The sequence below is a fragment of the Amycolatopsis sp. 2-15 genome (assembly GCF_030285625.1).
Taxonomy (GTDB): Bacteria; Actinomycetota; Actinomycetes; order Mycobacteriales; family Pseudonocardiaceae; genus Amycolatopsis; species Amycolatopsis carbonis.
In genome coordinates, this window is record NZ_CP127294.1 from 6,359,372 (window position 1) to 6,380,981 (window position 21,610).

24 protein-coding genes and 1 pseudogene are annotated in these 21,610 nt (G+C 66.6%); 20 read left to right on the plus strand and 5 right to left on the minus strand.

Annotated features, from left to right (window positions below; genetic code table 11):
- Positions 1–3 precede the first annotated feature (3 nt).
- Positions 4–192, minus strand: coding sequence for a hypothetical protein (locus QRX50_RS31525; RefSeq protein ID WP_285966753.1), 189 nt, complete (start codon positions 190–192; stop codon positions 4–6).
- An 80-nt stretch (positions 193–272) separates the two neighbouring features.
- Here QRX50_RS31525 and QRX50_RS31530 point away from each other — a divergent pair, with 80 nt between their 5' ends.
- The gene (locus tag QRX50_RS31530; protein ID WP_285966754.1) at positions 273–620 is read left to right on the plus strand and encodes an HIT family protein; all 348 of its coding nucleotides are present in this window, start codon (positions 273–275) and stop codon (positions 618–620) included.
- Positions 617–928, plus strand: coding sequence for a hypothetical protein (locus tag QRX50_RS31535; RefSeq protein WP_285966755.1), 312 nt, complete (start codon positions 617–619; stop codon positions 926–928). Before QRX50_RS31530 ends, QRX50_RS31535 begins: the two co-directional genes overlap by 4 nt.
- Positions 929–1,034: 106 nt before the next feature.
- On the opposite strand, the gene QRX50_RS31540 is transcribed toward QRX50_RS31535, so the two are convergent.
- Positions 1,035–1,622 carry a hypothetical protein gene (locus tag QRX50_RS31540; RefSeq protein WP_285966756.1) on the minus strand — a complete coding sequence of 196 codons (588 nt, stop codon included), beginning with the start codon at positions 1,620–1,622 and terminating at the stop codon, positions 1,035–1,037.
- Positions 1,623–2,549: 927 nt separating this feature from the next.
- Between QRX50_RS31540 and QRX50_RS31545 the strand changes: the two genes are divergently transcribed.
- Positions 2,550–3,005: a hypothetical protein gene (locus QRX50_RS31545; RefSeq protein WP_285966757.1), complete on the plus strand. Its 456-nt coding sequence runs from the start codon at positions 2,550–2,552 to the stop codon at positions 3,003–3,005.
- A gap of 524 nt (positions 3,006–3,529) precedes the next feature.
- Here the strand turns inward: QRX50_RS31545 and QRX50_RS31550 are convergent.
- A complete protein-coding gene (locus QRX50_RS31550; protein WP_285966758.1) occupies positions 3,530–4,048 on the minus strand; it encodes a hypothetical protein in 519 nt (172 codons plus the stop codon).
- Positions 4,049–4,064: 16 nt separating this feature from the next.
- The gene (locus QRX50_RS31555; RefSeq protein WP_285966759.1) at positions 4,065–4,235 is read right to left on the minus strand and encodes a hypothetical protein; all 171 of its coding nucleotides are present in this window, start codon (positions 4,233–4,235) and stop codon (positions 4,065–4,067) included.
- Positions 4,236–4,366: 131 nt separating this feature from the next.
- Between QRX50_RS31555 and QRX50_RS31560 the strand changes: the two genes are divergently transcribed.
- The 8 genes from QRX50_RS31560 (at position 4,367) to QRX50_RS31595 (ending at position 12,146) form a co-directional block, all read left to right on the plus strand.
- Positions 4,367–4,579 carry a helix-turn-helix domain-containing protein gene (locus tag QRX50_RS31560; protein WP_285966760.1) on the plus strand — a complete coding sequence of 71 codons (213 nt, stop codon included), beginning with the start codon at positions 4,367–4,369 and terminating at the stop codon, positions 4,577–4,579.
- Between the two features lie 26 nt (positions 4,580–4,605).
- Positions 4,606–5,229: a GIY-YIG nuclease family protein gene (locus QRX50_RS31565; protein WP_285966761.1), complete on the plus strand. Its 624-nt coding sequence runs from the start codon at positions 4,606–4,608 to the stop codon at positions 5,227–5,229.
- On the plus strand, positions 5,226–6,296 hold the full coding sequence (locus QRX50_RS31570) for a phage replication protein O (protein WP_285966762.1): 1,071 nt from the start codon (positions 5,226–5,228) through the stop codon (positions 6,294–6,296). The genes QRX50_RS31565 and QRX50_RS31570 overlap by 4 nt, the downstream gene beginning before the upstream one ends.
- Positions 6,293–6,673 (plus strand): hypothetical protein, encoded by a 381-nt coding sequence (locus tag QRX50_RS31575; protein WP_285966763.1) that lies wholly within the window; start codon positions 6,293–6,295, stop codon positions 6,671–6,673. Before QRX50_RS31570 ends, QRX50_RS31575 begins: the two co-directional genes overlap by 4 nt.
- A gap of 142 nt (positions 6,674–6,815) precedes the next feature.
- Positions 6,816–8,165, plus strand: a complete 1,350-nt coding sequence (locus QRX50_RS31580; protein ID WP_285966764.1) for a replicative DNA helicase — start codon at positions 6,816–6,818, stop codon at positions 8,163–8,165.
- 208 nt (positions 8,166–8,373) lie between these two features.
- A complete protein-coding gene (locus QRX50_RS31585; protein ID WP_285966765.1) occupies positions 8,374–8,823 on the plus strand; it encodes a hypothetical protein in 450 nt (149 codons plus the stop codon).
- A 451-nt stretch (positions 8,824–9,274) separates the two neighbouring features.
- Positions 9,275–10,489 (plus strand): NAD(P)/FAD-dependent oxidoreductase, encoded by a 1,215-nt coding sequence (locus QRX50_RS31590; protein WP_285966766.1) that lies wholly within the window; start codon positions 9,275–9,277, stop codon positions 10,487–10,489.
- A gap of 1,174 nt (positions 10,490–11,663) precedes the next feature.
- Positions 11,664–12,146: an RrF2 family transcriptional regulator gene (locus tag QRX50_RS31595; RefSeq protein WP_285966767.1), complete on the plus strand. Its 483-nt coding sequence runs from the start codon at positions 11,664–11,666 to the stop codon at positions 12,144–12,146.
- Between the two features lie 197 nt (positions 12,147–12,343).
- Here QRX50_RS31595 and QRX50_RS31600 read toward each other — a convergent pair.
- A pseudogene (locus tag QRX50_RS31600) lies at positions 12,344–12,763 on the minus strand (transposase family protein); the annotation flags it as partial.
- Between the two features lie 37 nt (positions 12,764–12,800).
- Here QRX50_RS31600 and QRX50_RS31605 point away from each other — a divergent pair.
- The 9 genes from QRX50_RS31605 (at position 12,801) to QRX50_RS31645 (ending at position 21,606) form a co-directional block, all read left to right on the plus strand.
- Entirely contained in the window at positions 12,801–13,241 is a 441-nt protein-coding gene (locus tag QRX50_RS31605; RefSeq protein ID WP_285966768.1) for a hotdog family protein, read from the plus strand.
- A gap of 88 nt (positions 13,242–13,329) precedes the next feature.
- Positions 13,330–14,514 carry a S8 family serine peptidase gene (locus tag QRX50_RS31610; RefSeq protein ID WP_285966769.1) on the plus strand — a complete coding sequence of 395 codons (1,185 nt, stop codon included), beginning with the start codon at positions 13,330–13,332 and terminating at the stop codon, positions 14,512–14,514.
- Positions 14,515–14,941: 427 nt separating this feature from the next.
- Positions 14,942–15,262: a hypothetical protein gene (locus QRX50_RS31615; RefSeq protein ID WP_285966770.1), complete on the plus strand. Its 321-nt coding sequence runs from the start codon at positions 14,942–14,944 to the stop codon at positions 15,260–15,262.
- A gap of 33 nt (positions 15,263–15,295) precedes the next feature.
- Positions 15,296–16,921, plus strand: coding sequence for a hypothetical protein (locus tag QRX50_RS31620; protein ID WP_285966771.1), 1,626 nt, complete (start codon positions 15,296–15,298; stop codon positions 16,919–16,921).
- A 168-nt stretch (positions 16,922–17,089) separates the two neighbouring features.
- Positions 17,090–17,578, plus strand: coding sequence for a hypothetical protein (locus QRX50_RS31625; protein WP_285966772.1), 489 nt, complete (start codon positions 17,090–17,092; stop codon positions 17,576–17,578).
- A gap of 268 nt (positions 17,579–17,846) precedes the next feature.
- Positions 17,847–18,170, plus strand: coding sequence for a hypothetical protein (locus QRX50_RS31630; protein ID WP_285966773.1), 324 nt, complete (start codon positions 17,847–17,849; stop codon positions 18,168–18,170).
- Between the two features lie 12 nt (positions 18,171–18,182).
- Positions 18,183–18,539: a hypothetical protein gene (locus QRX50_RS31635; protein WP_285966774.1), complete on the plus strand. Its 357-nt coding sequence runs from the start codon at positions 18,183–18,185 to the stop codon at positions 18,537–18,539.
- Positions 18,540–18,580: 41 nt separating this feature from the next.
- Positions 18,581–18,820, plus strand: coding sequence for a hypothetical protein (locus QRX50_RS31640; RefSeq protein ID WP_285966775.1), 240 nt, complete (start codon positions 18,581–18,583; stop codon positions 18,818–18,820).
- A gap of 107 nt (positions 18,821–18,927) precedes the next feature.
- Entirely contained in the window at positions 18,928–21,606 is a 2,679-nt protein-coding gene (locus QRX50_RS31645; RefSeq protein WP_285966776.1) for a phage tail protein, read from the plus strand.
- Positions 21,607–21,610 lie beyond the last annotated feature (4 nt).

A 21,610-nucleotide genomic window follows, 5' to 3' on the forward strand; every position in this document is an offset into this window, starting at 1 on the left:
GGGCTACCTCAGTCCGCGCCCGATGTCATCGAGGATCAGGCCAAAGGTGGTTCGCAGCGTGCGGATCGGGTGGCGCACGAGCGTGACGCATGCGCGCCCAAGTTCGGTGTCGGCCACGGCTCGCGCGATCTCGACGTTGGCTCGAACCGGGTGGCGCACGAGGTGGCGGAGTTCATCGAACAGGTCATCCATGCTCGCCATCCTGTCATTGCAGCCGTGGATCAGCGGGAACCGCGCTCAGCTCGCGCGACTGTCCTCGTGAGGTGCGCGGCGTGAGCGACTGCGTGTTCTGCCAACGGATCGAGCAGGGCGCCTTCGGCCGGCACGACAAGTGGGCTGTGGCTTTCGAGCCGCTCAACCCTGTCGCCCTCGGCCGGCACATCCTGGTCGTCCCGCGCCGCCACGCCGCGAACGTGGGTGCCGACCCCGACGGCGCCGCCGTGGCGATGCGTTTCGCCGCAGAGCTGGCCGCCGAGATGGGCATGGACTTCAACATCATCACCAGCGCCGGGCCGGCCGCGACCCAAACCATCCAGCACACCCATCTGCACGTGCTGCTGCGCGAACACGGCGACGGAATCACGCTGCCATGGACAGGCCAAGATCGGAGTAAGCAGTGACCGACACGTACACCCTGTTGTGCGAAGGCGTGGGGGCCAACCCGAGGATTCCCGTCGCGGCGCGGCCGTGCGCCAGCTGCGGCACTGGCCTGTGGGTCAGCAGCTCAATGGTGGCCCGCGTCGACTCCGGCGAGGTCAAGCCGACGTGCTTCAAGTGCGCTCCCGGCCGGCTGTCCGAGGACGCTGTCGCGGTGATCCACCCGGGCCAGGTCGACGAACTCCGCAGCGCCGGCGTGCTCGACGCAGCCCGGGACCTGCTGATCGCGCTCAACACCGGTTATCAGCGGCCCGGCACACGACAGCCCTGAGACGGAGGGGCCAGCGAAAGGGGTGGGCGCAGGCCGATCGGCCTGCGCCCACGTGGAGCCGGTGAATCGTTCAGCTATTAGTGCCGTACTGGCTGTGCACAGCCTGCTATAGCCCGCAGGGGATGAAGGATTTGACCTGGTGGTCAACCCAGGAATAGTTCTGGTTATTGCCCTGCTCGGGAATCCAGTCCGCGACGTGACCGTCGGGCGTGAAGAAGGCTCCCTGGGCGCCGCCGTACTGATTGCTGCCCCATGAACCGGTGAAAGTGTTCCAGAAAATATCTTGGTTCAAGTAATAGTTCTGATTGCAGTAGTAGCCGGCAACAATGGATCCGGCGCCCCATGCGTCGCTGTAGGCGCAGACGTACCCGAGCGCGGTCCCTCCGGCGCAGGGGTCGGGGAGTCTGCTGCCGGGGTGCGCGAAATCGCGGGGGTGTTGCTCTCCTGGTAGGGCGATTTGAACCTCCCCAGTACCGTTGAGGTCGATGGTGTTTGGACTGGTCTGCTTGCCTTCCGTTTTGGACAGGTAGGTATCTACGGCACGCTGCAGCCAATCGACCTGAGCATGGCTGAGGCCTGCCGCCGAGGCATCGGCCATGAAGTGCTGGGTCGCTGGTGCTGCTCCGGCCTGACCGGGCTCGATGAGCAAGAGTGCCAATAACACGCCAAAAATCAGTTGCACTGAGCGCTTCACTACTGACATTAAGTTGACCCCCAACGTTAATTAAGCAGGAAGTAAAACGTATCCATATCCCTGATAGGCTGGTACCGCCAAATTGGGGATTCCTGACAACCTGCCCGCGCAGCGTGTGACCGGCTGGCAGTGCGGTGCCGGACCGCACTGCCAGCCGGTCAGGTCGATGACCAGCAGGCCGGGGTCGGCGCGGACCACGTCCGGGCCAGGTCGACGAACTCCGCGGCGCCGGCGTGCTCGACGCGGCTCGCGACCTGCTGATCGCGCTCAACGCCGGCTACCAGCGATCGGGCACGCGGCGGCCCTGAGATCGCAGTGGTTCAGACCTCGTGCGCCGCGAAGACCAAAATTCAGATCGATTTTCCAATTTCGCATCTCGCGACTCAATACTTGTCGAGTTCCGCACCCCGGGAGGGGTATCACGCTAGAAACATCATCCACAACTGCGGTGAAGGCGCTGCCGGTGTGCCCCGCTGAGTGGTATGCACGTTGACGCACTAGTTGCTTAGCAATAACATGTAACGGCTCAATCGCAATTTGAAACCGGCCTCTTGGAGCGACGCTGCAATGCGTTTTCGAAGATCTATCATTCAGGTAATCTCATGCCTTGCCTTCACGACTGCATTGGCTACCCTGGGGGTGAGCAGCTCAACGGCGGAAACAAATGATAGTTCCCTGGTTGATCGAACTACGACCCACAAAATCGTCTTCGACCTAACCGGAAGTAAGTCGACCCAGTGCTCGCTTCCCATTTCGCAGAGGAAGGGCCTGTGGGTCTGCCTGTCGCAACAGCCTGACAGTGTCACGAGAACTAAGTTGGCACCACCTGATCCGCCGCCTTATCGTGACCGGTGGTGCTTCCCGGGAGACGGTGCGCACGGGACGGCGTGTTGGACGATCCTTGATGACTTCCAGGGCTACTTTGAGATGTGGACCACCGTCGGCGCAGATGACGACATCATCGGCACGCTCAACTATGACATCGAGTGGACGCTGGTGGGAAGCAACTTCACTTCGAAGCCTGTTGCCTTCAACGCGACATTTCCGGTCCAAGGCTTAGTACTTGAAGGCCTGCTAACTGACGCGTGTGGCGGCCAATCGGGGTCAGAAATAAGCGGAACGCACGGCTTCTACACGGCCGGAGACGTACCAGCGAACAAAGCAGCTTTCTGGGAGCCAAACGGATATAACAGCTACTGGGGGAATGGTGCCTGCAAGTCCCAGTGGAACCAGTTCAGCTTCTATATTCCGCAATACCCAGACACGAATATCTGGCTTATCGTCAAGAGTCCCGTGGTCTACAGTCTCGATGGCGATCCGCTGTACCGCTTCCACACCGCGCAAACCAATGATTTACCTGACACGCCTCTGTCGGGCGACTGATCAGTCCCACTTTCACCCCGGACGGGCGCGGTTCGCGGGCAGTAGGATGCAGCGGTGAACAGTCACGAAGCACCTCGTCAGCGGTTCTTCCGAGAAGAGCAACGGGGTGGTGCCTACACGCCACTGAGCCCCAGTGTGGCACGCGCCGGCATGCCACCAGATGGTCCTGCCCGTCGGGCCCGCGTGGCTGGGTACGTGACTATCCTGCCGCCAGGCAGGCGTAGGGCGTGGACCGCAGCTTGGTCCGAGCAGCCCGACGGTGAATTTCTGGACATGTTCGATGCCGCCACGCTCGAAGAGGCGTTGTCATGGTCGTTCGGTCAAACAGCTGAGGTGTTCATCCGCCAAGCAACGGGTGAACTCGTCCGCGCAGAACGACCTGACGCTACCGAACAGTAAGAAGGTACGCGCTGCAAGACGCGCTTTGACCCTGCGTGGGGCCGTGAACTGAGGTCGTTCACGGCCCCACGCGGCGTCGGCGATCGTGTGGAAGGTGTCGCTGAGTTTGGCCGTGTGGAGCGGGCTCAGGCGATGACGAGCGACGCCGCGCCCATCGCACGCGTCAGCCCGCCCGGTGAGTTGCACTCCTGGGCGTCGTACGGGGCGAAGTTGAGCGTCAGCGAGTAGGAGTGCCCGGCGAACCTGCCGTCGAGCACCATGCCCGTCTCGACCGCGACACCACCGATACCGCGGGCGGTCGCGGCCCCAGGCGTTTCCAGCTCGCTGGTGGTCCCATCACCCCACACAACCCAGTAACGCGCGCCAGTGACGTCACCAGGGTCCAGACACGACGTGTTCCCGGCGGAGGTGGACACCGTCGACACCGAGTAGGCGCCCGGGTCGGCCGCGTTGCACGACAGGTCAGTCTCGACACGCGTCGTCGTGTCGCCCACCCAGTCGTGGATACCGGGGGAGTAGTCGACGGTCGTGAGGCCGTCGCACGTCGCAGAAGCGGCCGCGGTCGTGGTGGCGGCACTGGCGGCCGGCGCGGCACACGCGAGGCACGCGGCGACTGTGGCGAGGGTGAAGACGGTTCGGCGCAAGGACTTGTCTCCCTGGTCAGTTCGCGGTCTTGAGATGGCTGTAGACCCACAGCGCCAGGCGCGCGATCGAGACATCCAGCTCCGACGCGATCCGCACGATGGCTTCCAGCTCGGTGCGGTACTGGTGCCTGCGCTCGACGTAAGCGGCGACGGCGTGGGCGCGGATCCGGCCCGGGGAGGGTGTCACGTTGTGCTCCGTTGTGGTGGCGTAGCGGTCACATTCGGTGACAACGTAGCAGGTCAGGGGCACCTTTGCGCTTGATCGTGTTGCGCGTGGTTTTGACAAGTTGCGCAACTCATGATGTATAGTCAGTTTCTATGAGCGCACGAACCACTACCAACGGCGACCCCGACGTCCTCCTGACCCCCACCGACGTCGCCAAGCTCTACGGCGTCAGCCGCCAGACCGTCGAAACCTGGATCGCCAACAACGTCATCCCCTACGTCCCCGTTCCGAGCGGACGCAAGAAGATCCGCCGCGGCGACCTCCCGCTCACCCCCCGCTACGCCGACGGCCGCACCGCCAACTGACACCAAGCCACGGGGAGTTAGCAACCATGAACACGAACGATGAAGCAGCGATGACCAGGCGCTTTCCCGGATGGTCGTGGCACCGCCAACGTGAGTTCGACGAGCAGAAGCGGCGGCTGACAAGCAGCGAATACCAGTGGGGCGCATGGGACAGCGGCAAGCTGCACCGGCTGGACAGGAACTGTCTGGGCAACTTGAAGACCTACGTAGCCTCCGACTACGTCCACATGCACGCGAAACTGCTGCTGTACACCACCGAGCAGGCCTGCCAGAGGGTCGCATCGGGGCGCGACAAGTTCTGCACCACGTGCGACCCGAGTGCCAAACCTGCCGTCGAGAAGGCTGGCCGACAGGATGGCGACAAGGTCGGGTACGTGTACGTCGTTGGCGCTGCCGGTAGCCAAACCGTCAAGATCGGGTTCTCGACCGACGTCACAAAGCGACTCCAGTCCCTCCGGAACGCATCTCCTGAAGACCTCAAGGTGCTGTGGCACGCACACGCGAAGCTCAACACGGAGTTCCAGCTCCACCAGAAGTTCCGGAAGAACCGACTCCGTGGCGAGTGGTTCCGATTCGACGACAACCAGAACCCAATCGATGTAGTGCGCGCCGCGGCGCTTCGGCTAGGCGCAAGGGAGGTGGAGAAATGACCGACGACATCGAGATCGAAGGCCCCGACAACGGCGGCTGGTACTGGACCATGGTCCACGACTGGATCGTCCTGAACCCGGACATCCCGCACTCCACCCTGCGCCTGTACCTCGTGCTGCGGTCGCTGTGCTCGGAGAAGCGCGCGCCCGTCCGACGCTTGTCGATCGAGCAGATCCGCAAGCTCGTGCCCGGCGTGAACGGTCGCGAAGCCGGCCGCTCCGTTGTGGAGGAAGGACTGCGCAAGCTCAAGGACCTGGGGCTGATCGAGGCACTCGACGGCGCTCGCTCGGGCGGGATGCTGCGGTACCGCATCAACGACTTCCCGGCCGACAAGGACGGCTACGAGGGATGGCGCAACAGCTACGCGAAGTTGCGTGCGATCGAGCACGACGGAGAGGTACCTGGAAAACCGAGTACCCCTGACCCGAACGGGGAGGTACCTGGTTTTCCGGGTACCCGGGATTCCGGGCAGGATACCCAGTTTTCCGGGTCACCTACCTGGTTTTCCGAGACGGACACACCGTCTGACCAGGGGAAACGTGACACCCAAAAAGGGTATACAACAGGTACTAAACAACAAGAAGAAACGTCCTCGCGCCAAAGCGCGAGCACGGCGTCGATGCCCTCGGTCCGGGACTTGAACGATGGCAGGGACGACGTCGAGCGGCTGTGCGAGCACCTCGCGAAGCGAATCGAGGATCACGGGTCGAAGCGGCCCACGATCACGAAGGCATGGCGCGACGCCGCCCGGCTGCTGCTGGATGCGGACGGTCGCACTGCGGAGCAGGTGCACACGGCGATCGACTGGTGCCAGGACCACGAGTTTTGGCGGTCGAACATCATGTCGATGCCGAAGCTCCGCGCCCAGTACGACCGGCTGCGGCTTGAGGCGAAGCGTCCCGGGTTGCGGGTCGTCAACGGCGGCAAGCCGACGCAGGACGAGAAGATCGCTCGCCTGCTCGCGCTCGGCGGCGCGGACATGAGCTCGCTCTCCTCGGGCGACACGACCGTGCACGTGTTGCCCGGTCACCAGCCGCGCCAGATCGTCGGCGGTGACGTCGGATGATGTCCACGCATGAGGCAGCGCGGGTGATGGCGCTGCTGACGGCCTACGACAACCGCAACGCCGGTGAAGGTTCGATCTTCGCGTGGAGCGAAGCGTCCCGGCGGGCGGGCTGGTCGTTCGATGAGGCGATCGAGGCGGTCCACACGCACTACGCCGAGACGCGACAGTTCATGATGCCGGCCGACGTCACGCGGATTGTGCGGGCGCACCGGGCAGCGCGGAGCCTGCCGGAGTGGTGCGGGAAGTGTGGCTCGGAATGGCCGGACGACCGCGCCGCGAAGAACCCGCGGTTCCGCTATCACACGAACCAGGAGACCGAGGAGCGTGTGATGTGCATCTGCCACCCGAACAACCCGCAGCAGAAGCGTTTGCCCTGATACGAAAAGCGCCCCCGCCCAGCTGGTCAGAGCTAGGCGGGGGCAGCGAACACACGCGATACCACGGAAAGGAACCATTCAAACCGTGACACCGGAAGAGAGCATCGCACAGGACGGGTCGAGTGTCGACCCGGAGGGGTGGATGCCGAACGAAGCTGAGCGCGAGGCCGAGCAGGTCGTATTGGGCGCGATGATGAGCGCCTGGAGCCGCAAGGCCAGCAGCGGCGAGTCGGTGCCGATGAACTCGGCGGCGATCTCCGAGGTTCAGCGGATCATCTCCGCGGAGCACATGTTCTCCGGCGCGCACCAGGCGATCTTCAGCGCCATTGTGCGCCTGGAGCAGGCCGGGGAGACCGGCATCGACCCGGTGATGGTCATGGGCGAGCTGCAGCGGGTCGGGCTGCTCGGCAAGATCGAGGGCCACTACCTGCACACCCTGTTCGCGCGGGTGACGACGGCGACGAACGCCACCTACTACGCCGAGATCGTCAAGGGCGCGGCGGATCGGCGCGCGGCGTTCCAGTTCGCGGAGCGGGTGCGGCAGTTCGCGATCGGCGATCCCGAGCGGCTGCAACAGGCGACCGATACCGCGTACGCGGCGTTCATGCAGGAGGTCGCCGGCTCGGCGGCGGATTCGTTGAAGTCGGTGTCGGACGACTCGTGGCTGCTGACCGACATCCTCGATACGTGGGGCCAGCAGTCGCCGTCGGCGATGACCACGGGCCTGATCGACGTCGACGAGCTGCTCAACGTCAACGTCGGTGGCCTGGTCGTCGTCGGCGCCCGCTCCGGTGTCGGCAAGAGCGTCTTCGCTGCGCAGATCGCCCGCCACTACGTCTTCGACAAGTCGTTGCCGGTCGTGTTCTTCTCGCTCGAGATGACCCGCCGCCAGCTCTACGAGCGTGACCTTGCGGCGCTGGCCGGGGTGCCGCTCGGCTCGGCCGAGGGCAAGGTGGATTTGGATGACTTCCAACGCCACAAGCTCGTCAAGGCCGCAGCCAAGTACGAGGCGGAAGGGTCGCTGCTGTTCTATGACGACACCCCGCACATCAGCTTGGCGCACATCCGCTCGACGCTGTCACAGATGCGCCACCAGTGGGGGAACCCCGGCCTGGCCGTCGTCGACTACATCCAGCTGATGGACCTGCCCCGTCGAGACCGTGAGGACCAGGCCATCGGCGAGGTCACCACGGCGCTGAAGCAGATGGCGAACGAGTTCGAGTGCATCATCATCGCCGTCGCCCAGCTCAACCGTAAGGCCGAGGAACGCACCGGCGGCGTGCCGCAGTCGTCCGATCTGCGCGGCTCGGGCCAGATCGAGCAGGACGCCGACGTGATCTTCCTGCTGCACGACGCCGGGAAGTACGACGAGGCGCGCACGGGCGAGGTGGACATCATCCTGGCGAAGCAGCGCAAGGGCCAGTCCGGTGTGCCGGTGACGGTGGCGGACTACCGCAACCAGGCGATGTTCAAGAGCATGGCGAAGGAATGACCGGCGGGAAGTGGGTACAGCCGCCGCGGGCGCACATGGACCCGGAGGACGCCATCGCCGAGTACCTGGCGTCCTCCGCGGTTCCCCGCCCGCGCCCGGCCGGTGACGACAAGTTGCGTTCCGCAACATCCGGTTTCACCCAGTGGCGCAACCCAGAGCCCCACACGGCGGCTGAAACCGCAACCGGGTTGTGGAACCTTCGGACCACGTGACCGAAACCCTGACTGCCGAGGCAGCCACCTTTCCCCGCATCTGTGTCCGCAAGCCCTACTACGCGCTGCGTGGTCTCCGGATCGACGAACCCGGCACCGCGACCTGCGAGCTCCCTGTCGAGCAGCTGGTGACCGGGGTGGTGTCGCCGATTGCTTTGGGCGAGGCGGGGCGGCACATGGCCATTCTCGGGTTGTGTGCCGCCGCGTCCCTCGCCCCCGATGACGCCCGCCGCGAGGGAGCGCTCACCGGACGCGTTACGGCCGCACTCCCCACGTCGAGGAAGGCGACCGCCGCAGGGCTTCTGCGCGCCGGCGGCGTCGCGCTCGCGGCGTTCTCCCTCTCCAACGACGTGCTCAAGGCGCCGGTGTCCGAGCGGATGTTTGCACATGCACAACCCGACACCGGGACTGAAACCGGTTCTAGTACTGCAACGGCAGTTGGATGAGCGGGTGCTGCGTCTTTTGTCGTGGCCGGCGCGGGCTTGGTGTTGTTGTCGGCGGCGGAAGCGGGACCAGGTCCAGACGTGGTCGGCGACGACGGTGACGTCGGGGGGCGTCAGCTGATCCGGACCGGCAGCCGGGCCCAGTCCAGCCGCACGTCTCGGGCGACACCGTCCGCTCTCAGCTCGTTGCCTGGGTGCGTGCGTATGATGCGCAGCGCCGCGCGGATTGGCTCGTCCAGGTGGCCAGGTCCAGGGGTTCCGAACTGCTGGAAGTCCTGGCACCTGCTCAACGTCCTGGGCTTCAGGGGGCCGATCCAGAGAGTTGTGTCGCCCTGTCGACAAGGGCCAGAATCTTGACAGTAAATATCCACGTTCAATAGAGTCCACTATGGCGACCGTGTCTGGGGGTGGTTCATCTCGTGCTTTGCTCGAGACGTATGGAAGGAAAACCTGGATGAAGAATGTCCTTATTGTGGGTGGCGGGTTCGCGGGAGTGTGGAGCGCGGCGAGCGCGGCCAAGTTGCGCCAGGAACGGGGGCTGGTTGAAGAGGAGTTGCGAGTCACGGTGATCAGCGCCGGTGACGATCTGGTCATCCGGCCGCGGCTCTACGAAGCTGATCCCGACCGCATGCGGGTGCCGCTGGACCGGGTGCTCGGGCCGATCGGCGTCCGTCGGGTTGCCGGCACGGTGACCGATATCGACACCGGCGCACGGATGGTCACCGCAATTCGGCGCGATGGCACCACATCCAAGCTGGGCTACGACCGACTGGTGCTCGCGTCGGGCAGCCAGGTCGTCCGGCCCGGTTTGCCCGGCGCCGAGCACCTCTTCGACATCGACACTCTGGCCGGCGCGGCCACACTGGATGCTCATCTGCGTCGCCTTCCGGAACGCGCGGCCGAGCCAGGTCAGTTCACCGCAGTGGTCGTCGGCGCGGGATTCACCGGGTTGGAGATCGCGACCGAGCTCGTTGCCAGGCTGAAGGACCTGGCGCCGACCGATCAGGTCCGGGTCGTGCTTGTCGAACGGCAGGACGCCATTGGTCCTGAACTCGGCGAGGGACCCCGCCCGGCGATTCAGAAGGCCCTGGCGGAACTCGATGTCGAGGTGCGGCTCGGGGTCAGCGTCGAAGAGGTCGCGCCGGACAAGGTTCGACTGTCCGACGGGACAGCGGTTCCAGCTGCCACCGTGGTGTGGACAGCGGGCATGACGGCCAGTCCGCTCACTTCGTTCATCCCGGGAGACAAGGATCGACTCGGCCGACTCGATGTGGATGAGTATCTGCGGGTGCGTGGACTTCGGGACGTGTATGCCGCAGGGGACACCGCGGCAGCTGTTTCCCCTGCGGAAGGGCGGGTCGTCATGCAGAGCTGCCAGCACGCACTCCCGCAAGGAAGGTTCGCAGGGCACAACGCGGCTGCCGATCTTCTCGGCGAGGAACTCGTGCGGTTCGAGACGGCCCCCTACTCCACCTGCCTTTCTTTGGGACCGGCGGGCGCGGTGGTGACATCGGGCTGGGACCGCGACGTGCAGATGACCGGGCACGCTGCGAAGGAACTCAAGCACGCGATCAACGAACAGTGGATCTATCCGCCGGTGGACGACCCCGCGGAGTTGCTGAACCAGGCGGGGCCGAAAGCGGAGGTGGCCGGTGCACAAGCCAGCTGATCCTGGATCAGGGGCCAGTCGTCGATTGTCATCCAGACGGAGTCGCGGCATCTCCGGCATTTCATAGCCGTCACCGAATAGTGCCGCTTCGGTAGGGCATGCTGATCCGCTGCACGTCGCACAACCTGCGTTGTCGCAACAGTTCAAACTGCTCGGGACGGGCTTGTCATCCAACTATTGGTCCGCACCACACGCACGGTAGGTGCAACCTACGGTGGCGGGCCTACGGTACCTCGAGCAGGCCAGGGCCGTGCTCGCCTCGATGAGGACTGCAGCCGTGGATGCCGTCCGGGATCGCCAACGGTGACGTCGGCCGGGTGGCGATTGGGTTCGCGGGAGCGGCCACGTACGAGCTGCTGCCCTGATTGCCCGGGTGCCGCTGCGGGACTTTCCAGGAATCGAACTGGTCCTCAAGGCAGAGATGCTGCCCCCGACCAGGTGCAGGCACTGCCGGAGGAGATCTTCGACGTCGGGCTTCTCCGACCACCAGTCCGGGAGTTCGGGCTGGTGGCCGGAGTCCTGCGACGCGAGTGTCGCTGATTGCTGCGCTTCCTGCCAATGCCAACGCGATCCTCCGGGAGCACGGCCAGGTTTTCAGACCGATCGACGACATTGACAGTGGCGCGCTTGCCGTCACCGTCGGCGTCTCCGAGGTAGTGCGCGAATTCGCGCGTCGAAGACGAAATCGCCACGGCAGTCAACGACGCGCTTATCCCTCGACGTGACCCCAAACGAAGACGGCAGCGATCAGGTCCGCGACGACTTCGTGCTCGACCCGGCCTGAGGTCGCGATGCTGCAGCCACCAAACTGATCGAGCTCCTGGCCGTGAGGGCGTCTTTGCCCGCACACCCCCTCCGGTCGATCGTCATCGGGCAGTGCGGAGCGGCGCTCCCAGGCGACGTCTCGTGATGCTCGTCGACCGAATCCCCCCGAGGCATGAGACGTCGCTCGCCGGTGTATTGCAGCCGCCCGAAGCTCCGGTGGGCTAACGCGGCAGCGAGCTGAATGGACCTTCGCGAAGGTGGCATGGGCTCATGACCTTTGAGTAGCGATGCTGAACCCAGCAGGCTCCGGCCTCGAGATGGATCGGTATGGATCTCTTCTTACGATGTGGAGTGTCGGCGTCCGCTCGAACCTTGACATGAGTTATCCGGGATGTTTAGGTTCGGGGTTATGCGGATGAACCAGGGGGTCGAGTGGGCGGCGCATGTGCTCCTGTCGCTCGCCTGGGTGGACGACGGTGAGCCAGTTTCAACGGCGCGCCTGGCGGCCAGCTACGAGTTGCCCCAGGCATATCTAAACAAGCAGCTGCAGGCCCTCGTCAAAGCGGGCCTCCTTGAGTCGTTGCCTGGTGCGCGAGGGGGATTCCGGTTGGCGCGACCCGCTGACAAGATCACTCTGATGGATGTGGTGGTCGCGATCGAGGGACCCGAACCGGTCTTCCAGTGCACGGAGATCCGCAAGCAGGGCATGGGTGCGAACATTCCAGCACGCTCGTTCCGCTACGCCTGCGCTGTGAACACATCAATGCACCGCGCCGAGCTGGCCTGGCGTAAGGTTCTTGCTGCGCAGACGATTGCCGACATTAAGGCCGAGGCAGAACTGCATGCTCCCGCGGTCGCAGGTGTTGCGCGACGTGCCTATGGGCGCGACTGAAGTTCCAGTACGCGCGGGCTAGTACCGCAACCGCAGTTAGGTGAGTGGGTAGCCGCGGCGTTTGTAGTGGCTGAGGCGGGCTTGGTGTTGTCGTCGGCGGTGCCAGCGTGACCAGGACCAGACATGGTCGACTGCGTCAGCGACACGCAGGATGAGTTTGGTGAGCAGGCGTCGGATCTCCGGTAGCGTAAACCCGATCATGCCTGGCCCGTCGACACCAGTTCCCCTTTCACGGCAAGGGATTTGAATACGGCGAGCCAGGCGTGGGCGAGCATCGACAGGGTGATGTGGGCATACCACGCCCGCCAAGACCGGACCTGGTAGTGATCCAACCCGGCTTCGTTTTTGGCCTGCTGGAAACACTCCTCGATCCGCCATCGGGCCCCGGCGATCCAAGCCAGATCCAACAGGGTGAACCGGCGGGGGCCGTAGCAGACGTAGTCGGCGATCTCGGTCGGAGCCGAGAGTGAGCGGCGGGCAAGCAGCCAGTGCCCGCGCCCGGCCTGCCAGCCAATCCGGATCGGGACCCGTGCCCAGTCATATTCGTGCGCGCCGGCACCGACCGACAACCGCCGCCACGCCCGGACGGGCAGGTCCGCGATCCGCTCATGCACCCGGTCCAGCTGAGACATCACCGCATCGACCACCACCAGGATGATCTACCACAACACCACCAACTGCCGTTGCAGTACTAGTCCCTACGCGCAGGGACTGGAGCTGACCAGCGTGAACGTCGGTGCCCAGTCGCTCACCGCGACCGTCACCGCAACCCCGGCGGACTGTGCCGGGCACTTCCCGGGCTACCCGGCGCTGCCGGTCGCGGTGCTCGGCACGGCGATGGCTGACGCCACGAGCCGCCTGATCGAGGCCACCACGCACCGGCCGATGATGCGGTGGGTCCCGAAGGGACGGTTGGTGTTCGAGGCACACCGGTTCGTTCAGGCCGGCACACCAGTCGACATCGACGCGCGGATCGTGTCGAGCGCGGGACCACGGCGAACCATCCTCGTCAATGCATCCGCCGGCGAGCAGGTGGCCGCGTCGCTGTCGATCAACGTCGTCACGGTGCACCCCGAGATGCTGACCCCCCGCTGACCCTGTGTGCGCGCCCGCCTGCGGGGCGCAACCGAGCGCAACCGATACTGACCCGGTGAGTCGTGAGGGGAAAACACCTGCTCCTGCCGTGCCAGCTCGGCATCTGGTGCTGATGCACCCGTACGCCGGGGTCGACGGGATCCGTGAGTTACACCAGCGGGCCGGAATTCGCGTCGGCAACGACGCCGACGTGTCCGGCCCGATCACCGCCCGCCGCTCCTATCGGGCGTCACGCGGGTTCTACCTGTCCGATCTGGACGTCGCCGTGGTCAACGCCGACCCCGATCAGGCCGCCGCGCTCGCCCGCGGCGCCCGGGAACCGGGGCCAATCGCATACGTCGAACCGGAACGCACCCTGCGGGTGCGGCCGGTTACGCCGCCGGCGACCGGGGCGGGGGAGGACAGCGGCGAGTTCCAGGTACCGCACCTGCCCTTCACCTGGGGGTTGCAGGCCGTCGGCGCCGCCGCAACGCGCGCGACCGGAAAAGGTGTGCGGCTGGCCGTACTGGACACCGGAATCGACATGGAACACCCCGACTTCGTCCACAAGCTCGGGATCGCACAGTCGTTCGTGGCCGACGAGACAACGCAGGACGTCATCGGCCACGGCACCCACTGCGCCGGCATCGCGACCGGACCCCGGACGCTCGAGGTGTTCCCCGGCTACGGGGTCGCGCCGGAGGCGAACCTGTACGTCGCCAAGACCGTCGACAAGGCCGGCGAGGGGCAGGACGGTGCGGTGCTGTCGGCGATCGCGTGGGCGGTGCGGCACAAGTGCGCCGTCGTGTCGATCTCCCTCGGGTCGCCGGTGCGGCCGGACGAGTTCTACTCCGTGGTGTTCGAGCAAGTCGCCGCCCGGGCGCTGCGGGCGGGGACGCTGATCGTCGCCGCCGCTGGGAACGACTCGGACCGCATGAAGGGCCTCGCCGCTCCGGTGGGCCATCCGGCGAACTGCCCGAGCGTGCTCGCCGTGGGCGCGATCGGGCAGGACGACACGGTGGCACCGTTCTCGAACATGACGGTGAACCTGTCCGGCGGCGCCGTGGATGTCGCCGCACCCGGCGTGGACGTGTTCTCGGCGTGGATCGGCGGGTACCGGACGCTGTCGGGCACGTCGATGGCGACACCGCACGTCGCCGGGGTCGCGGCATTGCTGGCGCAGGCGACCGGGGCACGCGGGTGGGAGCTGTGGGCGCGGTTGCAAGGGTTCGCGCGCCGGCTGGAGGCGCCGTCTCGCGACGTCGGCGCCGGCCTGGTGCAAGCCCCGCGCTGACCGCAGCCGGCGAGCCCCCGGCCGAGTGCGGCGGTTGCGGCAGGAACGGTAGAGTTGCGGTGCGTTCCAGTGAGCGCGGACGTGGCGTTTCGGGTTCGTCCGCGTGGGGACAGCTATAGCTGGTGGAGCTGTGAAGTGGGCCCGCATCCCTGGTGGGGGGTGCGGGCCTTTCTCATGCGTGCAGTGTCGATGAGCTGCACGTAATAGTCGGCGATCCGCAGTGTCAGGGTGATGATGGTGTGGTAGCTCTGTTGCGGTATGTTGCGCAAAGTCCGATCGGCAGTGTATAGTCACTATCAGTGCCGCTTAAAGCCCCCCGACAGCGACACCCACCACCAACACACGCGAGAGCAGAGCACCAGCGGGGCGGGCTCCCGATACCCGCCCCGCCGCTCACCTCCCACACCACGAAGGAACCAGCAACCCCATGACCCAGCCCACGCCCATGACCCCGCACAAGGCCCTTGCCGCGTGGGTCAACTTCGCCAACCTCTTCGACCAGCTGGTCAACAACCTCGACGAATACCTCCCCGAGATCGACGGCAAGCCCGCCATCGACGACGGCGCCGGCCACGACGGCGAAGACGACAACGACCGCAAGACCGTCCTCGACGCACTCAAGGACGCCCGTGCCGCCGCCGACTTCGTCACCGGCCGCTACGCCCGCTACGCCTTCAACTCCCAGCCCCAGCCCGCCCAGCAGCCCGTCCAGCAGCAGCCCGCCCAGTACACCTACCCGCAGCAGTAACCCAGGAGCACCACCACGCCCCCAAGGAACCCGATGGCCGACACCACCAGCACCGGCGCCAACAGCAAGAACACCAAGCCCGATCCGAAGATCCCCACCCCGGACAAGCCCGCTCCGGCCAAGCCGAAGATCTGGAAGTCCCCGCGCGCGCTCGCCGTCGCTGTCCCCGCCACCGTCGCCGGGGGCGCCACCATCGGCACCCAGTTCGGCCCCACCGGGCTCCTCGCCGCCGGAGCCATCACCGCCGGAACCGTCGGCGGCACCTACGCCGTCAAGAAGTTCGGCCCCGGCATCTCCGCCCGCCTCGGCCTCCGCAAGGCTGCGAACGCGCTGGGCAAGGCCGCCGACCGCTCCAAGGGCGGACGCGAGCGCGGCAGGATCCTCGGCTCCCGCTCCGGCAGCACCCGCACCACGCGCACCACCAGCGGTGGCGGCGGTGGTTCGCGTCGCGGCGGTGGGCTCTCCGGCCTCGTCGGACGCGGCGGCAAGGGCGGCGGCATCGGTGGCTCACGCGGACGCGCCGGGGGCTCCCTGTCCCGCATGTTCGGTGGCGGCGGCCGTGGTGGCGGCAAGAAGACCGGCCTCGGCACTCGCCGCGCCGCAGCCGCCGCGATGCAGCGCTCCCGAGGCGGCGGCATCGCCTCCCAGCTCCGCTCCAAGCGCACCGCCAACCCCCGCCCGGCCGGAAGCACCAAGAGCAGCTCCCGACCCGGCAGCGGCGCACCCAAGGGCCGCGCCACCGGCAGCAAGAGCAGCAAGAGCCGCGCCGACGGCCTCGGAGGGCTCATGGGACGCACCGCCGGCACGAAAGGACGTGGCGGCACCACCGGACGAGGCACCGGACGCGCCACCGGCCGCACCACCGGCCGCGCCAGCGGCGGCGGTGGCCGGAACGGCGGCAAAGGCCTCTTCGGCGGCCTCGGCCGCAACCGCACCAACAGCACCGGACGCAACACCAAGGGACGAGGCAACAACACCACCGGCGGCAAGAAGAACCCGACCAGCCCGAACAACACCCGCAACCTCGGCGACGTCGCAGACAAACTCCGCAACCTCCACAAGCCCCGCCAGCCCAAGTGGACAAACGGCGACCCAGCCCGCCAACACCAGCCCACCGCCAAGGCACTCCGCGACATCGACAAGCTCGAACAAAACACCGGAAAACATGGACAAACCGACGACGCAACAAAGTCGGACCATCCTGATAACATGGTCAACAGGCCAAACGACACCAATTCCGCAGGAGCAACAGGAGAAACCATGGCCCCCACCGGCAAGCACCGCGTCGTCCGCACCGCCGACGCCACCGGAACCAGCACCGGCGGTTCCGCAGGTCGTTTCTCCGGCTTCGTCGAGGCCGCCAGCGCGCCCGTGGAGCACTTCGAGTCCGCGAAGGAGCTTCACCGGACGCTCGGGGACGCAGCCACGGCCACCGAGAGCTACGGCGAGTACATGAAGCGAGTCGCTGAGGCCGGCAAGGGTTCCGTGCGGCTGGAGCCGGCGATGGCCGATGCCCTCGACAAGTTCCACGGGGTGGCGAACGACTTCGCCGCGAACCTGCGGGAGTCTCAGTCCGACTTCGACCGGATCCACGCGGATGACTGGCAGCGGCTTGAGCACCCTGGGCAGGCGGCGTGGGACGTCGCTCGCAACCAGTAGCAGAGCTGTCTGTCCCGGAGGTCGAGGCCCCCGTACCCCAGTGCAACGGGGTGCGGGGGTCTTTTCGTTGGTCGTGATCTTGGGAAACGCTTGCCCCGTACGGGAACCCCGGCGAGGAGGAGTGCTCCGGTGGTGGGTGTCCACTGTGGGCCGTGTTCAATATGGCGCGTGAGGTTCGTTCGTCTGGCCCTGGTCGTCGGGGCGTGTGTCGCGCTCTCCGCGTGTAGCTCGTCGTTGCCGAGCCTGCCGGGGCTGCCGAGTGTCCCGCAGTTGCCTGTCCCGTCGTCGCTGCCCGGTCTGCCTGTGCCGGGTCTGCCGGGTGCGCCTGCCTCGTCGGGCGCACCCGCATCGACGACGAGTGCCGCACCGTCCGCGCCGGCCGACGGGGATCACCTCGCCGAGCTGAAGACGATGCTCGAGAAGGCTGGCTGCACGACGGCGCCGGCCGCGAAGGACGGAACCGCGGGCGCGGCGCGATGCCAGGTTGGGGATGGCCTGGTGTTCGTCGCGGTGTTCACCGATGCGACGCAGAGGGACGCGTGGGTGAAGCAGTATCAGGCCGTTGGGCCGACGCGGACGGGGGACGCCCCGGTGTTGTGGGGAGTTGCGGGGCTCGATGAAGGGTCCGTCGACACGTTCGCGAAGGCGCTGGGGTAGGCCGGCGGTCACGTAGAACGGCCCACCGCCCTGCTTCGGGTGGTGGGCCGTTGTGTTTCTCGGGGCGCCGTGTTTCGCAAAGGCCAGTTCAGTCCGCGCGGCGCGGAGTGAACGGGGCTGGGTGTCGCGTTTGTGGAGGTCGCATCAGTCCCGCTCGGGTGTTGGGACTGATGCGACCTCGTTCAGCCCCGGGAGGGGGGAGGCGGGGCTGAACCGTCGCGCGGGTCCGGCAGGACTTACGCGGACGTCGACGACGACGTACCGGCAGATGGTGCGGATCGGCAGCACCGTCCAGAGCGTCGCGGCACAGCTCGCACCGGTCGACACCGGCCGGCTGCGGCAGTCCGGCTCGGTAGAGATGCGGCCGAAGTACCCGCGCATCGACGCGCGGATCCGGTTCAGCGCCCGATACGCCCGCATCGTGCACGAGGGCCACGGCCCCATCGTGCCGCGGCGGAAGAAGTTCCTGGCCTGGAAGGACAAGTCGGGGAAATGGATCTTCGCCAAGCGTGTCCGGGCGGTGCGGGGCCGGCCATTCCTGACGCGCGCCGTACAGCTGGTCACGGGCAAGAAGCCCTCGGGCGGAAAGTAGAGAAGGGGAACCATGGCAGTGAAGACATTCAAGGTGGCGGCGCGGCGGGCCGGGTCGAGCAAGAAGAAGGCCGACGTACCGTTCAAGCTCACCGGCGATTCGACGATCTACCACATCAACGGTGAAACCTCCGGGGACGCATTGGCGGTGCTGTCTGCCGAGTTCGCGCAGGCCGAGGACGCCAAGGACAACGTCAAGCTGACGTCGGCGTTCCTCGAGATGTTGCAGGCGATGTTTACCGAGGACACCTACCGGGCGCTGACGGCGAAGATCCGCACCGGGAAGCTGGCCATCGACGAACTCACACCGGTGATCGAGTGGGCCGTCGAGGAGCTGTCGGGCCGCCCTACCACGTCGCAATCCGCCTGATCGCGTGGGTTGCGACGACTTGGGATGAGCTTGACGGGACGTTGCTGCTGCAAGGGATCGACTTCTTCGGCCTGCCCATGGATCGGGCGCTGAACGTCGCCTACTCGGTGCTGATGTCCTCCGCGCAGGAAGAGAAAGACCGCTTCCGGATCGAGTCGCAGCTGAACCAGCCGATCGCGGCGCAGGCGAGCCGGGACCGAGACGATTTCTGGTCCACCGCCGAGGCCGATGGACAGGCGTTCATGGCTGCCATGACTCAGCAGCCGTCCTTGTCGAAGTAGAAAGATCTTGATCGGTACAGTTGTGGTTGGTTGCGCTGGGGGGCGCAACCGGCGCAACGCCGACTTTCCATGTCGGCGTGCAGTTGCGGCGGTTGTGAAGGGGAGTAGTGACCACACCGAACCTGGGCAGTGTTCGGGTCGATGTCGAACTCAACGTCAACGACATCTCCTCACGCCTGCGTACCGCCGTCCGCCGCCCAGCAGAGGACATCGGCAAGGACCTGGAGAAGTCGTTCGCCAAGAGCGGCGACAACGCCGGCCGTAGCTTCTCCGACCGGCTCGGCCGCGCGATCGGCAGCGGAGCCGGCCGCATCGCCTCCTTCGCCGCGTCGTTCCTCCGCACCAACGCCACCGTCACCGCCCTCACCGGCGCAATCTCAGTGCTCGGCACCGGCCTCGGAGCGCTGGTCGGAGTGGTCGCGCAGGCCTCCGGAGCGATCGCGCTGCTTCCCGCTGCCCTCGCCGCCGCCGGAGTCGCCGCCGCAACGCTCGCCGTCGGCTTCAGCGGCGTCGGCGACGCGCTTAAGGCGGGCATGACCGGCGACGCCGACAAGCTCGCCCAGGCCCTCGCCAAGCTCGCCCCCTCGGCACGCTCCGCCGTCCAATCGTTCCTCGCGTTGCGGCCCGCGCTGACCTCGATCCGCACCGCCGTCCAGCAGAACCTGTTCGCGGGGATCGACCAGCAGATCACTCGCGTGTCGAAGGTGCTGCTTCCCCAGCTGACGTCTGGGTTGAGCCGCGTCGCCACGAGCCTCAACCACCAGTTTCAGGCGCTGTTCCAGGGACTCAGCCAGCAGGCGAACACCGGCAACTTCACCGCCCTGTTCAACAACATCGCCCGCGCAGCCGACGCCCTCGTCCCAGCGATCGCGCCGGTGATCTCCGCGTTCGGAGACCTCGCCACGGTCGGGTCGGGGTTTCTGCCCGCGCTGGCCGCGGGGCTGGCTGGGGCCGCACAGCGGTTCGGCGCCTTCATCGCGACCGCGCGCGAGACCGGACAACTTCAGACCTTCATCGAAGGCGCACTCGGCGCGCTGCGACAACTCGGCGACCTCGCCGCGCAGGTCGGCGGGATCATCGGTTCGATCTTCAAAGCCGGGTCCGCCAGCGGCGGGGGCCTCTTCGGCGGCCTGCTCGAAGGACTCCGACAGGTCAACGCGGCGTTTGCGTCGGTGTCCGGACAGGCGGCCCTCGGGTCGTTCTTCACCTCGATCCGAGCTGCTGCCGCCGCGGCGATGCCGGTCATCATCGAGATCGCCAAGGTCATCGGCACCGTGCTCGCGCCGGCGGCGTCGGACCTCGTGCAGACCCTCGGGCCCGCGCTGGTGCCTGTGATCCAGTCGCTCGGCGCGGCGTTGCAGGCCGCATCACCCGGGATCCAGGCTCTCGGGGCAGGTCTCGCGCTGGCGCTGCGCGGAATCGCGCCGGCTCTCGGCCCGCTGGGGCAGCTCGTCGGGGTCCTCGGCGGCTCCCTGGGGCAGGTGCTGGCGTCCCTGGGCCCGGTGCTGGGGCAGTTCGCGTCGGTGTTCGCCTCGACCCTGGCGCCGATCCTGCCGCAGGTAGCGGCGATCTTGAGCCGGCTCGTGGTCTCGGCCGGGCAGCTGCTCACGGCGGTGACGCCGCTGCTGGGGCCGCTGCTTCAGCTCGGCGTGGACATCCTCCAGCCGCTGACGTCGATCATCGAGGCGCTGGTGCCGCCGCTGGCGCAGGTCGCGCAGCAGCTGCTCCCGCCGCTCCAGCAGGTCACCGCGGCCCTAGCGCCGGTGTGGCAGCAGCTCGGCCAGGCCATCGTCATGGTCCTGAACTCCGTGCTTCCGCTGGTGCCGCCGCTGGCGCAACTGGCAACGGCAACCCTGCCGCTGCTGGCGAATTTCATCGCCTCGAACGCGATCCCGGTCCTGAAGCTCTTCATGGCTGCGTGGCAGGCGCTGTCGCCGATCATCAACGGCGCCGTCGGCGCGATGTCGGCTGCCGTGACCTTCATCACCGGCCTGATCACCGGTTTCTCGAACGTGATCGCCGGATGGAACAGCACCTGGTCGTCGATCGGAGACACCGTCTCGAAGGCGTGGAGCGCGATCTCGGGGTTCGTGACGAACGGGATTTCGTTTGTCCGCGGCCTGATCGATCGTGGCGTCGCCGCGGTGCGTTCTCTCTGGGACACAGCATGGAACCTGCTGCCAAATTCCGTGCGCAACGCACTGTCCACAGTGGCCGGTGTGGCCGCCTCGATCCCGGGACGGATCCGTTCCGCGCTCGGAAACCTCGGCGCCCTGCTCGTGCAGGCCGGGCGCGACGTGGTCGAGGGCCTCGGACGCGGCATCACCGGTGCGCTCGGCGGCCTGCTCGGGAAGGTGCGTTCGATCGGCTCGAGCATCATCGGTGCGATCTCCGGCGTGCTGAGGATCAACAGCCCGAGTAAGGAGATGGCGAAGATCGGCCACTCCATCGGCGAAGGTCTCGTGCTCGGCATGGACCAGCACGCGCGGCACGTCATGGCTGCGTCGAAGAGCCTGGGGCGCACCGCGTTGCGCGGCATGAACGGGCAGATGGCCGGGGGTCTGCCGATGCCCCGGCTCGGCGGCGGCCGTGCCGACACGGGCTCGCTGGTGGCTGGGTTGCCTGGTGTGGGTGGTGGCCCTGGGCGGGTGGGTACGTCGGTGCTGAACAGTCGATCCACCACCTTCGCGCCGGTGTTCCACGTGCAGACCGCGGCGACGGATCCACACGCGACGGTCGCGTTGATGAAGGCGCGGCTCGACGTCGCAGCCGCAGGGGTGGTGTAGAGCA

What these genes read in the sequence shown, in the direction of transcription:
- QRX50_RS31525 (WP_285966753.1), bottom strand. Translation starts at nt 192, where the DNA reads ATGGATGACCTGTTCGATGAACTCCGCCACCTCGTGCGCCACCCGGTT.
- QRX50_RS31545 (WP_285966757.1), top strand. Translation starts at nt 2,550, where the DNA reads ATGTGGACCACCGTCGGCGCAGATGACGACATCATCGGCACGCTCAAC.
- QRX50_RS31560 (WP_285966760.1), top strand. Translation starts at nt 4,367, where the DNA reads ATGAGCGCACGAACCACTACCAACGGCGACCCCGACGTCCTCCTGACC.
- QRX50_RS31565 (WP_285966761.1), top strand. Translation starts at nt 4,606, where the DNA reads ATGAACACGAACGATGAAGCAGCGATGACCAGGCGCTTTCCCGGATGG.
- QRX50_RS31570 (WP_285966762.1), top strand. Translation starts at nt 5,226, where the DNA reads ATGACCGACGACATCGAGATCGAAGGCCCCGACAACGGCGGCTGGTAC.
- QRX50_RS31575 (WP_285966763.1), top strand. Translation starts at nt 6,293, where the DNA reads ATGATGTCCACGCATGAGGCAGCGCGGGTGATGGCGCTGCTGACGGCC.
- QRX50_RS31580 (WP_285966764.1), top strand. Translation starts at nt 6,816, where the DNA reads ATGCCGAACGAAGCTGAGCGCGAGGCCGAGCAGGTCGTATTGGGCGCG.
- QRX50_RS31590 (WP_285966766.1), top strand. Translation starts at nt 9,275, where the DNA reads ATGAAGAATGTCCTTATTGTGGGTGGCGGGTTCGCGGGAGTGTGGAGC.
- QRX50_RS31595 (WP_285966767.1), top strand. Translation starts at nt 11,664, where the DNA reads ATGCGGATGAACCAGGGGGTCGAGTGGGCGGCGCATGTGCTCCTGTCG.
- QRX50_RS31605 (WP_285966768.1), top strand. Translation starts at nt 12,801, where the DNA reads ATGATCTACCACAACACCACCAACTGCCGTTGCAGTACTAGTCCCTAC.
- QRX50_RS31615 (WP_285966770.1), top strand. Translation starts at nt 14,942, where the DNA reads ATGACCCAGCCCACGCCCATGACCCCGCACAAGGCCCTTGCCGCGTGG.
- QRX50_RS31620 (WP_285966771.1), top strand. Translation starts at nt 15,296, where the DNA reads ATGGCCGACACCACCAGCACCGGCGCCAACAGCAAGAACACCAAGCCC.
- QRX50_RS31630 (WP_285966773.1), top strand. Translation starts at nt 17,847, where the DNA reads ATGGTGCGGATCGGCAGCACCGTCCAGAGCGTCGCGGCACAGCTCGCA.
- QRX50_RS31635 (WP_285966774.1), top strand. Translation starts at nt 18,183, where the DNA reads ATGGCAGTGAAGACATTCAAGGTGGCGGCGCGGCGGGCCGGGTCGAGC.